Origin of the sequence: Wolbachia endosymbiont of Cardiocondyla obscurior, from assembly GCF_902713635.1 — a bacterium.
Taxonomy (GTDB): domain Bacteria; phylum Pseudomonadota; class Alphaproteobacteria; order Rickettsiales; family Anaplasmataceae; genus Wolbachia; species Wolbachia pipientis.
In genome coordinates this window covers 1-14,589 of sequence record NZ_CACTIU010000030.1, presented here as the reverse complement: position 1 = coordinate 14,589, position 14,589 = coordinate 1, and the positions used below count along the sequence as shown (strand labels likewise).

Annotated in this window: 14 protein-coding genes and 1 tRNA gene; 1 reads left to right on the top strand and 14 read right to left on the bottom strand. The window is 35.2% G+C overall.

The genetic code is table 11. The features are described from left to right. Positions 1 to 82: 82 nt before the first annotated feature. From WOCAOBSORBRA_RS06525 to WOCAOBSORBRA_RS03120, 5 genes are all read right to left on the bottom strand, one after another. Positions 83 to 502 (bottom strand): YqaA family protein, encoded by a 420-nt coding sequence (locus tag WOCAOBSORBRA_RS06525; RefSeq protein WP_155968794.1) that lies wholly within the window; start codon positions 500 to 502, stop codon positions 83 to 85. A gap of 6 nt (positions 503 to 508) precedes the next feature. Next, positions 509 to 1,882, bottom strand: coding sequence for a cysteine--tRNA ligase (cysS, locus tag WOCAOBSORBRA_RS03135; RefSeq protein WP_174515915.1), 1,374 nt, complete (start codon positions 1,880 to 1,882; stop codon positions 509 to 511). Further along, entirely contained in the window at positions 1,875 to 2,531 is a 657-nt protein-coding gene (locus WOCAOBSORBRA_RS03130) for an exopolysaccharide biosynthesis protein (RefSeq protein WP_155968800.1), read from the bottom strand. The genes cysS and WOCAOBSORBRA_RS03130 overlap by 8 nt, the downstream gene beginning before the upstream one ends. A gap of 166 nt (positions 2,532 to 2,697) precedes the next feature. Beyond that, entirely contained in the window at positions 2,698 to 2,865 is a 168-nt protein-coding gene (tatA, locus tag WOCAOBSORBRA_RS03125; RefSeq protein ID WP_006013840.1) for a twin-arginine translocase TatA, read from the bottom strand. A gap of 128 nt (positions 2,866 to 2,993) precedes the next feature. Beyond that, positions 2,994 to 3,767 carry an ABC transporter ATP-binding protein gene (locus tag WOCAOBSORBRA_RS03120; protein ID WP_174515914.1) on the bottom strand — a complete coding sequence of 258 codons (774 nt, stop codon included), beginning with the start codon at positions 3,765 to 3,767 and terminating at the stop codon, positions 2,994 to 2,996. Between the two features lie 147 nt (positions 3,768 to 3,914). Between WOCAOBSORBRA_RS03120 and WOCAOBSORBRA_RS03115 the strand changes: the two genes are divergently transcribed. Then, positions 3,915 to 3,991, top strand: a tRNA-Arg gene (locus WOCAOBSORBRA_RS03115). Positions 3,992 to 4,092: 101 nt separating this feature from the next. On the opposite strand, the gene uvrC is transcribed toward WOCAOBSORBRA_RS03115, so the two are convergent. The 9 genes from uvrC to WOCAOBSORBRA_RS03070 all read right to left on the bottom strand — a co-directional run bounded on the left by uvrC (position 4,093) and on the right by WOCAOBSORBRA_RS03070 (position 14,340). Then, positions 4,093 to 5,910 carry an excinuclease ABC subunit UvrC gene (uvrC, locus tag WOCAOBSORBRA_RS03110; protein ID WP_174515913.1) on the bottom strand — a complete coding sequence of 606 codons (1,818 nt, stop codon included), beginning with the start codon at positions 5,908 to 5,910 and terminating at the stop codon, positions 4,093 to 4,095. Then, positions 5,894 to 8,011 (bottom strand): glycine--tRNA ligase subunit beta, encoded by a 2,118-nt coding sequence (gene glyS / locus WOCAOBSORBRA_RS03105; RefSeq protein ID WP_174515912.1) that lies wholly within the window; start codon positions 8,009 to 8,011, stop codon positions 5,894 to 5,896. Before glyS ends, uvrC begins: the two co-directional genes overlap by 17 nt. 3 nt (positions 8,012 to 8,014) lie before the next feature. Then, positions 8,015 to 8,854 (bottom strand): glycine--tRNA ligase subunit alpha, encoded by an 840-nt coding sequence (locus WOCAOBSORBRA_RS03100; RefSeq protein ID WP_174515911.1) that lies wholly within the window; start codon positions 8,852 to 8,854, stop codon positions 8,015 to 8,017. Positions 8,855 to 8,898: 44 nt separating this feature from the next. Beyond that, positions 8,899 to 9,657, bottom strand: a complete 759-nt coding sequence (locus WOCAOBSORBRA_RS03095; protein ID WP_174515910.1) for a phosphatidylglycerophosphatase — start codon at positions 9,655 to 9,657, stop codon at positions 8,899 to 8,901. 146 nt (positions 9,658 to 9,803) lie between these two features. Then, complete coding sequence (gene hemB / locus WOCAOBSORBRA_RS03090; protein ID WP_174515909.1) at positions 9,804 to 10,799, bottom strand: porphobilinogen synthase; 996 nt, start codon at positions 10,797 to 10,799, stop codon at positions 9,804 to 9,806. After that, positions 10,792 to 11,817, bottom strand: coding sequence for an NADH-quinone oxidoreductase subunit NuoH (nuoH, locus tag WOCAOBSORBRA_RS03085; protein ID WP_174515908.1), 1,026 nt, complete (start codon positions 11,815 to 11,817; stop codon positions 10,792 to 10,794). The genes hemB and nuoH overlap by 8 nt, the downstream gene beginning before the upstream one ends. Beyond that, on the bottom strand, positions 11,801 to 13,849 hold the full coding sequence (gene nuoG, locus WOCAOBSORBRA_RS03080; RefSeq protein WP_174515916.1) for an NADH-quinone oxidoreductase subunit NuoG: 2,049 nt from the start codon (positions 13,847 to 13,849) through the stop codon (positions 11,801 to 11,803). Before nuoG ends, nuoH begins: the two co-directional genes overlap by 17 nt. 5 nt (positions 13,850 to 13,854) lie before the next feature. Further along, entirely contained in the window at positions 13,855 to 14,067 is a 213-nt protein-coding gene (locus WOCAOBSORBRA_RS03075; RefSeq protein WP_006279675.1) for a hypothetical protein, read from the bottom strand. A 66-nt stretch (positions 14,068 to 14,133) separates the two neighbouring features. After that, the gene (locus WOCAOBSORBRA_RS03070) at positions 14,134 to 14,340 is read right to left on the bottom strand and encodes a hypothetical protein (protein ID WP_038250894.1); all 207 of its coding nucleotides are present in this window, start codon (positions 14,338 to 14,340) and stop codon (positions 14,134 to 14,136) included. Positions 14,341 to 14,589 lie beyond the last annotated feature (249 nt).

Here is a 14,589-nt window from a genome sequence, read left to right as displayed (position 1 = left end):
CTTAAATCCACACTATACGCCATTATAACTCAAATAGCTTATTATACCTTTATCATTTACTTTGGGAAGTACTATATAGCTGTTATACTCCAAAAGTAAGTATTAGATATAATAAATAGAAGAAATTAGATAGAATGATTAAAGGGGCAAGGATATAAAGGTTTAACTTGAAATAACCTGATAAAATTTGAATCACACTTCCAAGTGCTGGCACCCACGAAAGTAATAAAGTTGCAAAAATTAGCAAATTTTTTGTAACTTTTGGCGTTGTATATTCGTTTTCTAATTTGTGGTATGATTTTCGTATAGAGATTGTTATTCTACCTAAGTACCAGTTAACTATTCCACCAAGGCTTGATCCTAGTACTCCAAAAAATAACATAAGTAGTGGAGTGTGATACGACCTGAAATAAAGCATGGTATTGAATACAAAACCTTGATGTATGGGTAAGACTAATGATGATACTAGACTATCTGTGAATAACAGGAAGTAGTTTTCCATATGAATTTACCAGGTTGTTGTACCATCTTCATTGTCAGAAATTGTAACCCCTATTTGTTTCAACTGGTCCCTTATTTTGTCTGCAGTATTATAATCTTTATTTTGTTTTGCTGCTCTTCTTAAATCTATCAATCTTTCTATTTCTTGATGACTCACACCAGCAGTAAACCACTCTTGATAACTTGACTCAAGAAGACCAATAAATCTGGCACTCTTAACAAAACTCTCAGTTAATTTAAGCTTTTCACTTTCATTACTCATTTTGTTAATTTTTGCAGCCATTTCATGTAATATAGCTAGAGCTTCAGGGATGTTTAAGTCGTTTTTTAAAGCGTCTATAAAATCTTTAGAAATCTCTGCGTTACTTTCATCAATATTCGTTATATCTAAACCACGTAATAACCGATAAAATTTGTTTAAGGTTTCCTGTGCATCAGAAATAACGTTTTCTGTCCAATCAAGTGGTTTTCTGTAGTGAGTTTTGAGCAGTGCATAGCGTATTACTTCACCCTTTATTCCACTATCTAGCAAATCTCTTACTTTGACTATATTAAATAAGGACTTGCTCATTTTTTCTTCATTTACTGTAAGAAAGCCGTTATGTATCCAGTATTTTGCAAACATTGATCCAGCAAATGCGGACTTACTCTGTGCAATTTCATTTTCATGGTGAGGAAATTGTAAATCTATGCCGCCACCATGAATATCAAAATCTTTGCCAAGGTAAGCATATGACATTGCTGAGCATTCTATATGCCATCCAGGTCTGCCCTCTCCCCATGGGCTATTCCAATAACTTGAAAGTTTGTAGTCAATATCATTTGCAGGCTTCCACAGCACAAAATCTCCCGGGTGCTTTTTATTTTCATTAACTTCAACTCTGCTACCTGGAACCAATTCATCAGTTTTTTTTCCTGATAAAGCACCATATTCATGGTAAGATTCTATATTAAAATACACGTGTTTGTCAGATTCATAAGCGTGGCCTGATTGCAGCAAATGTTCAATTAATTTTATAATATAATCTACGTTTTCCGTTGCTTTTGGCTCGTGTGTTGGCTCTTTACAATTTATGCTTTCCATATCATCATGAAAAGCTTTAATGTAATATGTGGTTATACTTTCTATGTTGCTATTTTTCTCGCTTGCTGCATTAATTATCTTATCATCAATGTCGGTTATGTTACGCACATAGGTAACTTTGCCATAACAAAACTTAAGTAGCTGAAATAACACATCATACACAACAACAGACCGTGCATTGCCTATATGTGCTGTGTCATATACTGTTGGTCCGCAAACATACATTTTCACATGATCTTGATCGATTGGTGTAAAAAGTTCCTTTTTTTTTGTTAAGGTGTTGTAAAGCCTAACCATATACGAAGCTTTTGAGAAAAGAAAATGCCCCAATTATAAGTTGTGGCCCTTTGACTACTACAACAAGAGTAAGCAATAACCCACACAATGATATTAGAACTCCCAATATGGATAGAAACCCATCTTTACTCATGATACCAAGCGAAATAAGAGTCGTACCAATTGCAGGAATGAAGTTAGTAAGAGGTAGTGGAAGAGCTATTGATAACGCACAAAGCAGCATTATAAAAGCTAAAATTTTTTCACCGGGCCCATAGAAAATAAAAGACATTCTTGGTCTCATGAACTTTTCTATTTTTTTTAATGCTGGAGAAGTTTTCTCTACCACAAAAGCTAGTGTTGAACGCTGAAAAGATTTTCTTTCTAGCCAACTGGGCATCCAAGGAGAATCAAATCCAAATAGAAGCTGCAGTGAGAATAAGATTAAAGGTATAGAAAGAATAGTTGTATAACCAGGTGGAACCGGTATAGGCACCGATAGCGGCAAGGAGAAGATGATTATTAAAATACCAAAACCGCGCTCATGCAAAGCTGTTTTAATGTCAAACAAAGTTACTTTATTGCTATCATTGTTATTGGTATCTGCAACCTCTTTTAGAATATCAGAAGCTAGTTTTTTATCTTTAGTTAGTTTCTCACTTTTTTGCACAATTATCCTTTAATAAAATATTCCTCTTAAGCTAACATAGTTGTTGCTGTATTTCAATATTTGTTATTTATTTCATACCAACACTTCATCTCTTTCATTCTTTAACCTGACTAAGTTTTTAAACAGATGACATGCACTAAGGTGCATGTCACGAAGTATGAGGACGCTAACGATCTGGTTCATTAGACGATAATTTTTCTGAGTCCTTAAGCTCCTGTTTAAGGTTTTTGATGCCTTTTCCTAAATCACCCATAACTTGCGGTAATCTGCCTGCACCAAACAGAACTAAAATTATTATTAAGACTAGAAACAATTGCCATGGTCCTAAACTCATTTTCACCTCCATTTAAAATATTGACCTTTAAATATTAAAACTTGACTGAAGTCAAGTAACACATAGATTATATCACCTTTATTTAATTATAAATCAAGGTTTTTTAATTATTTTATAACAATCCCAAACTAGATTATTTTCTTGCAGCGAATAAGTGGAAACTTTTCGCTTAACTGTAGAGTAGAAGAGAGCTCACTAAAAAACTTTGCTAGCGTATCGTCTTTAGGCTTATGGTATATATCGCTAGAAACTCCTGATTGAATAATTTTACCATTTTTCATTACGTAGATAAAATCTGCAACTTTCAATGCTTCTTGCGGGTCATGAGTTACCATTAGCACAGGGATATTTTTACTTCTAAAAAGGGACAATATATGTTGTCTTATTCGGCACTTGAGCAGTATATCTAAATTAGAAAATGGTTCATCTAACAACACAACATCAGGGTTTTGTGCCATCACTCTTGCTATTGCAATTAATTGTTGCTGTCCTCCAGATAAGGCGTTAGGGTACATATTTTCGTATTTTTCTATATTGAGTAACTTCAAAATTTCCAATGCAATTAGGTGCTTTTCTCTCTTGGAAGAGCTGCGGATAGCAAAGGTTATATTTTCTACTACTGTTTTATGAGGAAATAATGCAGAATGCTGAAAAATCAATCCGATATTTCTATGCTCTATAGCGACTGATGCCTTATTGCTCGCAACTAACCTATCATTTATAAAAATAGTTCCAGATTTTGGATTTTCTATCCCCGCAATTAATTTCAAAATTGTTGACTTGCCACAGCCAGAATGCCCCAATAAACATGCAACATTTCCTTTCTTTACTTTAATGTTTATATTGCTTAAAGCAAAGTCGTTTTGATTGTTATAGAAATAACCAATATTGTTAACTAGCATTAATCTTACTTAAACCATGTTATTAAATATAATAGCATTATACTCAAGAAGTACAGAAATGTTTTTTGTCGTCATAAATTGGTTATGCAAGAAATCTAGAAAAGAAAGGATTTTTTGCTATAACTTTACATGAATGGTAGGAAACACGGGACTATAGCTCAGCAGGATAGAGCGTTGGACTCCTAATCCGAAGGTCGTGCGTTCGAATCGCACTAGTCCCACCACATTGCTTCACAAATTTTATGGAGATTTTTTTTCACAAATACGCACACCTTTTTTTGCGGTTTTAAGATATAAATTCCCTAATAATAAAACGGGTTTTGTGTCATTCCAGTACTCCTCTCTTATAATTTACGTGTTTAAGAATAACTTCTGCTAAACCTTTACTAATTCCAGGTATGTTTTGAATTTCAGCCAGAGAAGCTTTGCTTATATTTTTCACTGAACCAAAATAAGACATCAACGCTTTTTTTCTTTTGTTGCCAATGCCGGGTATTTTGCTTAATTGTGAAACTATAAACTGTTTATCGCGTTTTTTTCTATGTGAAGTTATCGCAAAACGGTGGGCTTCATTACGCAGCGATTGTAAGTAAAGCATGACTTTGCTGTCATTTGCCAGACTGAATTCTTCCCTGCCCAGCATATAAAATCTTTCATTTCCTGCGTTACGATCAGGACCTTTTGCCATACAAGCAAAAGGAACGTTTATATTCAATACTTCCAGTACATTCTGTACTATGGAAACATGTCCTGGTCCACCATCAATCAGTAAAAAATCAGGTATTATGCCTTTTATATTGCCGGAGAAACGTCTGGTTAGCACTTCCCTCATCATTTTATAGTCATCGCCTGAAAATTTTTCCTTTATAGTAAATTTTCTGTACTCACTTTTTAAAAAACCCTCCTGCCCTGCAACAACCATTACACCAATTTGTTGGTTTCCAAATATATGGCTATTGTCATAAACCTCAATACGCTTTGGAATATTTGGTAACAAGAAGATTTTGCTAAGCTCCTCAAGCTTTTCTAGGTTATTTCTATAATCGATAAGCTTCTGCTCTAAGCTATGCTGAGAGTTATCATAAACAAATTTCAATAAATCACGCTCTTTTTTATTCTTTGCATGCAGAACTTTTACTGGCTTTTGAGCAACCTTATATAGTGCTTGTTCTATAATTTCCTTATCCACAATAGAATCTGGAACGTAAATTTGTATTGGAGGTATGTTAGCTGAATTATAAAAATTGACCAAAAAGGTGGATAAAATTTCATCATTTGAGTGATCACCACAGTTCTCGGCAAAGTAAGGAGTGCTGCCGTAGTTGTCTTTATTTCTAAACGATAACACACTAATACATGCTAGATCCTCTTCACGTACAATACTGAAGAAATCTGCATCTTTTTCAAAAGAAAAATCCGTGTGCTGTATTTGAATTTGCTCAAGAAACTTTACCCGATCTCTATATATAGCAGCAAGCTCATAGTTTTCTTCACTGCTGCACTTTCTCATTGTGAAAAGTAACTGTTCTTTCACTTCCTTATTTCTTCCAAGCAATGTATTTCGTGCCTGTTTTACTGATTGGCAGTAGTCGTCTTTTGTGATTTTATCTACGCATGGTGCTGAGCAGCGCTTAATTTGATATTCAATACATGGTCTTTTTGTTGAGGAAAAGTATTGATCTGAACATACTCTTAGGAGAAAAGCTTTTTGCAATGACAATATAGTTTGCTTAACAGCAGCGGCAGATGTAAAGGGACCATAATAATGAAACTCATTCTTCTTAAATTTGCCTCTATATTTTGCTATTCTTGGATAATCGTGCTTGGAAATTGTTATATAAGGATAAGATTTTCCATCCTTAAGCACAATATTATAAAGTGGTTTCAATGATTTTATTAGCTGTGCTTCAAGAAGCAGTGCTTCGATTTCATTCTCAGTGATGAATATTTCAACCTTAATAACCTGTAAGAGCATAACTCTAATTCGTTCAGAAAGATTTTCGAATTGAAGGTAGTCGGATAACCTTGACTTTAAGTTTTTTGCTTTTCCAACATATAAAACTTTATTCTTATCTCCGACCATCTTATACACGCCACAGGACTGTGGAGATGATTTGATTTGTTCTTTATATTGCCTGAGCATTTATCCATTGCTTAACCTGTATGAGGTTAAAATCTGCTACTAAATGAAAGATGGAAACTACATTTTCAAGCAAAGATAATCTGTTTCTTCTCAGCTTATCAGAATCACAGTTAATCTTTATACTGTCCATAAACTGATTGATAAACGGAGCAAAACCAGCAAGTTCATCAAGTGCTACATTAAAGTGGTTATTTTTTATCGCTTGTTTTATGTTTTTACAAGCAGTTATAGCACAATTTGATAGCGCAATTTCTTCACTTTCAATCAAAAACCTCTTACCGTAAGATGCACTATAAGTAGTGCCATCACTTTTCCTTGCTTTGCTCATCATGTTACTGACTCTTTTGTAAGTGCTTAGAATTTGTTCACCTTCTGGAGTACTAAGATAACGATCCAATATAACAGTTTGCTTTTCTGCTGTCAGCAGATCATTAATATCGATTTTATATAGTATTGAATCTACAACATCTTGCCTTATATCTCTATTTTTTAAAATAACCTTGAATCTTTCTAAGCAAAATCTAAATACTAGTTCTGAAATTTGTTTTCTATTCGGCTTATCAACTGACGCTGTATTTTTATTAAATAGAAGCCTTGAATATAAAGATACTGACTTGTCTATCATTAGCCTAATTGGAACATGCAAATTATTTTCAAGTATTGTCCTAATTATACCAATTGTCATTCTCCGCAAACCAAATTGATCATACGAACCAGAGATTTTCTCACCTGCTGCAATTAAACCAACTAAGCTATCCACTTTGTCTGCAATTGACACAGCAATTGCAGAAGGAGATTTAGGACACTCCTGCTCTGGCCCGATTGGCTTATAATGCTCAGTTATAGCTTCCACTATTTCTCTATCTTCTTGAAAATAAGAAGCATAATATCCACCCATTACTCCTTGTAATTCTGGAAACTCTCTTACTATCGATGTTGCCAAATCAGCTTTTGCCAAATATGCAGCACGTTCAACTTTTATCAGCGAAGCATGTGGAATAAATATAGCTATATACTTTGACAGAGCCGTAATACGCTTCACCTTTTCCCCCACGCTGCCAAGTGAAGCATGAAATAATATCAAACCTAATTTTTTGACATAATAATCTAGATTTTCCTTTTTATCTTGAGATATTAAAAATTGGGCATCAGCAAGACGTGCTTCTAATATTCTTTCGTGTCCTTTAACAACTTCACCATTGTTGACGTTGACAACAGTGACAAAGTGTGAAATTCTCTTTCCATTACTTAAAGCAAGGTATTTTTGTTGTGTATTAACTATACTAAGTATTACTTCCTTCGGTAATCCAAATGACTTTTCTTGATTCACTTCACCAAACAGTACGATTGGCCACTCTATAAGCCCTGTCAATTCATTTAGTAAATAATCATTTTTCTCAAGTTGTAAATTCTGCTCTTTTGTGAATTTATTAATCTGATCTAGTATAAATTGCTTTCTTTTGTCCATTTGGAGAATTACACTGTTTTTTTCTAGCAATTCAAAATAGTCTTTAGGTGCTTTAACAGTTAACGCTGTACCACTTGAGAGAAATCGATGGCCATATGTTGTGTTAGATGCTGTGATCCCTGCAAAAGACACAGGTATTATTTCGTCATTTAAAATGCATAAAATGTTTTTGATTGGCCTAACCCACCTTTCTTTTCCTTTGCCCCATCTCATGCTCTTCAACCAAGAAAAGTTTTTGAGCATTTCCTCCAGTTGATTTTTGAGGAATTCTCTGATGTTAAATGAGCAGCTTTCTCTTTTAATGAAGTAAAAATCCTCATTATTTACTTTTCGAACGAGCAAATCTTCTTCATTTTTCTGATATTTTCTTAAAAAACCTTCGATAGCACTTTTTGGTGCGTTAATGTTTGGTCCCTTAACTTCGTTATTGGAATCCTTTAGCTCCAAAGCATTTATGTTGTCAACAAATAGAGTAATGCGACGTGCCGTTATAAAAACCTCCATTGATGTAAATTTTACATTATTTTTGTTAAAAACATTGGCAATACAGCTTTTAACTTGAGTTGCAGCTACATTCTGCATTCTCGGTGGTATTTCTTCTGAAAGGCACTCAAATAATAACTGCAACGACATACGCTATTTACTCATGTACAATTCACAACATTTTTTTGTTAGCTCTCTAACTTTACCAATATAAGCTGTACGTTCATTCACACCAAGCACACCTCTTGCATCAAGCAGATTAAGTAGGTGACTAGTTTTAATACATTGGTCATAGGCTGCCATTGGTAGCTCCTTTTCAATAAGGAACTTACACAATTTTTCCGTATCTTCGAATTGCTGCTGTACCACTTTAGTATCATAATAATCTAACGCTAGATAAGAAAATTCATATTCTCTTTGTTTAAAAATATCTCCGTAAGTTACACCGTTATCGTTCCAAATTATATCGTAAACATTATCTACACCTTGTATGCACATTGCTAAACGTTCCAACCCATATGCCGCCTCACCAGGAATCATCTTGCAGTCAATCCCTCCAACTTGCTGTATATAAGTAAGCTGTGTTACTTCCATTCCATTGCATGTAACTTCCCATCCAAGTCCTGATGCACCAACGCTCGGATTTTCCCAATCATCTTCAACAAACTTAATATCATATTTTTCTGTAGATATGCCAAGAACTTTTAAGCTATCTAAATAGACGTCTTGTAAATTATTACCAGATGGCTTTATTATAACTTGATATTGGTGATGTTGATACAAACGATTAGGATTATCACTATAGCGCCCATCTGCTGGCCTAATTACTGGTTGTAGATATGCAATTTTTGCCGGTTTTGTATCAATTGCAGACATAATTGTTGCGGGATGTAATGTGCCAGCACCAACTTCAGATGTGTATGGGTGAAGTATAACACATCCTTCACTAGCCCAAAAATCTTGTAACTCTTTTATTATACTTTGTAAGTTCACACAAATTGCACACTTTTTATACTAAATATATAAATAAATAAGTACTATTCAATACCTATTTTTTTAACAGTATCATGTAAATAATCACCTAAAACTGCTGAACTTTCCCTCACATACTGAATTATGCTTTTATTTAGGACAATTGCATCATGCATAGTTAAATCGCAGAATATAAATGCTGTTAAATACAGTAAAATCACCGCATAAAATGTGTGAAAAATCCCCTCAAATGTAATTGACATTGCATTATTATAGCTGAGCTGTATTGAACTTATTGGCCATGGTTTTATCACTTCTACGACATTAAAAAATACGTAAGGTATCATAAGAAAAAAGAAAAAGTGCATAAAATCATTAAACCAAAATGGGCATTGAAACATCTGCTTACATATACTCCCATAGAGTTTACTTACAGCATAATAAATCGACATCATTGCTGGCATTGAAAGTGCTACAGTCAGTACTTGCCCTGACGCTATTTGTATTACTATTTCTTCACCACTGTTTGCTGAAGGGTCTTGAGCATGAAAAATAAATATTCCAATTAATTGCATTACTAACATAACTATTGCCAATTTTGTAAAAACAGCAGCTACAACTATTCCTGAGTTTGGCATTTTATATAGTAAGTATTCGCCTCCATATGTAAGAATTAATATAACATCGACAATAAATAATATTAAAAAAGAAGACCAATAGTTCTGCCAACTTGGTAAATATCCTATTCCTAAAAGAGAGCTTACTGTTTTAGCAGGAAAAACCTTGCCTAGCATCTTCCCCAAAAATTTAAAAAAAATCCCCATGTTCTAAGTAACACTTGGTTTATATTATTTATAATACTGTATTGTAACGGACTTATCAATAACTTAAAACATGTATTGGAAGATTTTAGGTAATATGCAGCAACAGTAGAAGAACGTGCGCCAAAAATTTAATAATTTTATAGGGCTTATGCACTTAAATTTTTTGCAATATCAAGTGCAGCGTAAGTGAATATTGCACTTGCACCCGCACGTTTGAAACCAATCAAAGACTCATAAATCACCTTGTCATAATCTAGCCAGCTATTATTTGCAGCAGCTTTTATCATTGCGTACTCACCGCTTACTTGGTAAGCAAAAATCGGAAAATTAAGCTTATCACTTGCTGTTTTGATAATATCTAAATATGGCATACCTGGTTTAATCATAATAAAGTCTGCACCTTCATTTATATCCATTTCAATTTCGCACATTGCTTCGTGCGCATTTTTATAATCCATTTGATAACCACTTTTGTCTATAGAATGTGATAGCCCACATGAACCAACGACTTGCCTGAATGGAGCATAGAAGCTAGAGCAATATTTCACTGCATAAGATAATATTAATACGTCTTGAAAGTTGTTATCATCTAATGATTTTCTGATTCTTCCTACTCTACCATCCATCATATCAGAAGGAGCAACTATATCACATCCTGCCTTCGCTAAAGCAAGTGCTTGCTTACACAGTACTGATATAGTTTCATCGTTTTCTACATCCATCTGATTATCTTTTAAAATGCCGTCATGGCCATGAATAGTGTATGGATCCAATGCAACGTCTGCAATAATACCAATTTCAGGTACCTTTAATTTTACAGCACAAATTGCTCTGCAGATTAAGTTGTCAGAATTATATGCTTCCTCAGCGTTTTCAGATTTTAGTTTACTATCAACTACAGGAAAAATTGCAACAGCATTAATCCCTAAATCTTTAGCTTCCTTAACTATAGACACTAATCCATCTATTGAACAACACTTTACGCCTGGTAAGCCAGAAATTGGTTCAGTTGTTTCTTCTCTGTCATGAACAAACAGAGGAAGAACCAGATCATTTACTGATAAACTATTTTCACTTGTTAAATTGCGAACCCATTTGCTCGAGCGCCTGCGTCTTAATCTTGTATTTGGGAAATTAAACATTGGATCCAGGCAAATTCCCAGTAAAGAGCAACACCCCTGAAATGAGTATCACCCAAAACACTGATATTGGTAAAAATACTTTCCAACCAAGGCGCATTAGCTGATCATATCGATAACGAGGTATTGTTGCTCTAATCCAAATAAATACGAATAAAAGTATAATTATCTTCAAAACGAACCAAATTAAACCTGGAATTTTATAAAGCAAACCAAGTTCTAACGGAGGATACCACCCTCCTAGAAAGAATATCGTCATCATAGCACTTGCTAAAATCATATTTGCATATTCTCCAAGAAAAAAGAGGGCAAAAGGCATGGATGAATATTCAACGTTATATCCAGAGACAAGCTCTGCTTCAGCTTCTGGTAAATCAAATGGGTGACGATTAGTTTCTGCAAGCAAAGAAATAAAAAATATTATTCCTATAGGCATTAGTAGCAAATCAACCCAAAATGGCATATTGTGTTTCGCTACCACCATCTCTCCGAGGTTCAACGTGCCAGTCGTAACAACAACTGTAGCAACTATTAAGCCTATTGAAACTTCATATGAAATCATCTGAGCAGCCGACCGTATAGCGCCAAGAAATGCATAATTAGAATTGCTTGACCAGCCTGCAATAATTACGCCGTATACTCCCAGCGACGATATAGCTAGCACATAAAGCACTCCAACATTAATATTTGCTATAACCTTAGGAATAACTACTTGCTGGCCATTTTCTACAATTACTTCAGCACCAAACGGTATAACTGCCCAGGCAATTAATGCCAAGATAAAGGTAAGCATTGGAGCCATAATGAACAGTATGGTGCTCGCTCTAAATGGTATTATCGGCTCCTTAATCAGGAGCTTAATAGCATCTGCAAATGGCTGCAATAGCCCAAAAGGTCCAACTACACTTGGGCCGTGCCTCAGTTGAATTGCAGCAAGGACCTTACGCTCAAAGTATGTCAAATATGCAACTGAAAGTAGTAGCGGTACTAAAATAAATAAAATATTAACTAGCGTGTTCATAAAAAGCTTTAGTACAATCTGCCATTATTTTTGAAGCGCGACTTATTGAATCCGTCATATAAAAATTACACTCCTTTAAAGTAAAAGGTGTATTACTTAAATTTATTTTACCATTGCTGATTGGTACCCATGTGTTTTTTATCACTTGATCAGCATTTCTAAACTGTGGACCGATAGTATCTAATTTTTTTCTCACGTCAAATAAACTATCATATGGTAAGGAGAGATCCAAATATTGCGAGAGATTTTTAATAATTAACCAGTCCTCCTTTGCTTCACCTGGAGGAAATACAGCTAAATTTGTTCTTTGCACTCGACCTTCAGTGTTTACATAAGTTGCATATTTTTCTGTATATGCAGCACCAGGCAAGATAACATCTGCCACATGTGCACCCTTATCACCGTGATGACCTTGATAAATTACAAATGTGTTTTCTAACTTTGATGTGTCAATTTCATCTGCACCAAGAAGATAAACAACTTCTATTTCACCACTTTCTGCATGTTCCAATATTTGATTAATATCCCTTTCGCCTTTTTTAGGAACAAACCCAATATCTAGCCCACCAACTCTTGCTGCAGCTTTATGCAGCACATTAAAGCCATTCCAGTCATCTCTGACCATGTTAAATTCTTCTGCAATTTTGCCAGCTAGAATTAGAATTGATTCAGAATCGTCTCTTACTAATGCATCTTGACCGATAATCAGCATAGGGCTCTGAGCAGCACTCAGCAGCTTACAGAACTTATGATTTCCATTTGCTATTTCACTCAAAATATCAGGATTATCGCCCAATTTCTCAACATGATACAAATATTCAATGTTAGGACCAACACTTGCAACAGGAAAGTTGCCCTGTAAATATCTCTTTCTCAATCTTACGTTAATGATCGGTGCTTCTATCCTTGGGTTTGTATTTATAAGCAGACACAAATCCGCATTCTCTATACCTTCAATAGTGGTATTGAACACATACGATCCACGATTATTTGGTATAAGTTTTGCACCATCCTGCCTGCAATCTATATTTCCCGAGCCGAGCTTCTGCATCATTTCTTTAAGTAGAAGCATAGACTCACAATCTGCTAAATCACCTGCAATTGCAGCTATTTTATTTGATTTTGTATTCTTTAATTTCTTTGCAGCAACAGTTAATGCCTCATTCCAATCAACTGGGGCTAATTTACCATCTTTTTTTATATAAGGTCGATCAAGACGCTGAACTTTTAGTCCATCATAGGCAAAGCGGGTTTTATCTGATATCCATTCTTCATTTATTTCTTCGCTCAGCCTTGGCAATATTCGCATAACTTCCGGGCCACGATAATCAACTCTAATACTACTTCCCACAGCATCTAGTACATCTATAGTTTCGCAATGTGATAGCTCCCATGGACGCGCTGTAAAGGAGTAAGGCTTTGAAGTTAAAGCTCCTACCGGGCAGAGATCTATGATATTTCCGGATAATTCAGAACTAATATGCCTTTTTATGTAAGTGCTAATCTCTACATTTTCTCCCCTTCCGATTCCTCCAAGTTCATTTGTACCTGCAACATCAGACAAAAATCTAACACACCGAGTGCAATGAATGCATCGATTCATCGCGGTCTCAATCAGTGGTCCGAAGTGTTTTTTTGGCACAGCCCTCTTATGCTCATCAAGTCTGCTGGTTCCTTTCCCATAAGCCATCGTGATATCTTGCAAATCGCATTCACCACCCTGATCGCAAATTGGGCAATCAAGCGGGTGGTTAATTAGCAAAAACTCAAGCACACCTTCACGTGCTTTTTTAACCTTAGGGGTATCAGTGTGAATAACCATCCCTTCTGCAACTGGCATTGCACAAGAGGCTACTGGTTTTGGAGGTCCACCCTCCACTTCAACCAAACACATTCTGCAGTTACCAGCAATTGCTAAACGCTCATGATAACAAAAACGTGGAATTTCAACGCCCACGACTTCACAAGCTTGAATTATAGTGAGCCCATGCTCTACTTCACATTCCTTAGAATTAATAGTAACTTTAACCACAACTATTATACAGCTTCCCACTTTATAGGATTGCCGCTTACCTCATCTTCAACCAGATTGCCGTTGTCATATTGAGCAGACATATAATTCATGCGCGAATCACGATCTATATATCTAACAGGTTTTACCGGTTTATCTTTATACATTTTTTGCTCAGCTTTCTTACGCTGAGTAGGGTTATTTTTACTAGCTGTCTTTGCTTTCCCACCTGCTGCCATATAAACTCCTAAAAACTTTTCATTCTATTTTAACACTTAAGTATATAGCGTCAATATTTAATAACTTTAAAATTTCAATAGATCTCTTATTATAATCATTTTACAATCATTGTTTAAATAAAAAGTTACCCCTTGATGCCATTCCAGCGCATGACGCACAGCTGTACGAACATTGCAATTTGCAGGCAATTTGCGTGGCAGATTCAAGTAGCTGACACTGGTTTCCATCCAAAACAGCAGTAGCCCTTTTGGTGTCATTTCAGTGCTTGACACTGAAATCCAGGTTTTGATTGGATACTGAGTTGGTAAGCATAAAAGTATAGCTAACGCGAGCTCTACGTCATACCGCGATTTATTCGCGGTATCTCAAAGCATAGATCCCGCTAACAAGCAGCGGGATGACGATTGTCGTTTAGCTATAAACATTAAGAAATTTACCAAACGGAAAAAAAGGCAAAAGAAGCCCTGGGGTTATTATCCGCTTTAAAATATTGGCGTTTTTTATGTTTTAAACGCTTGACA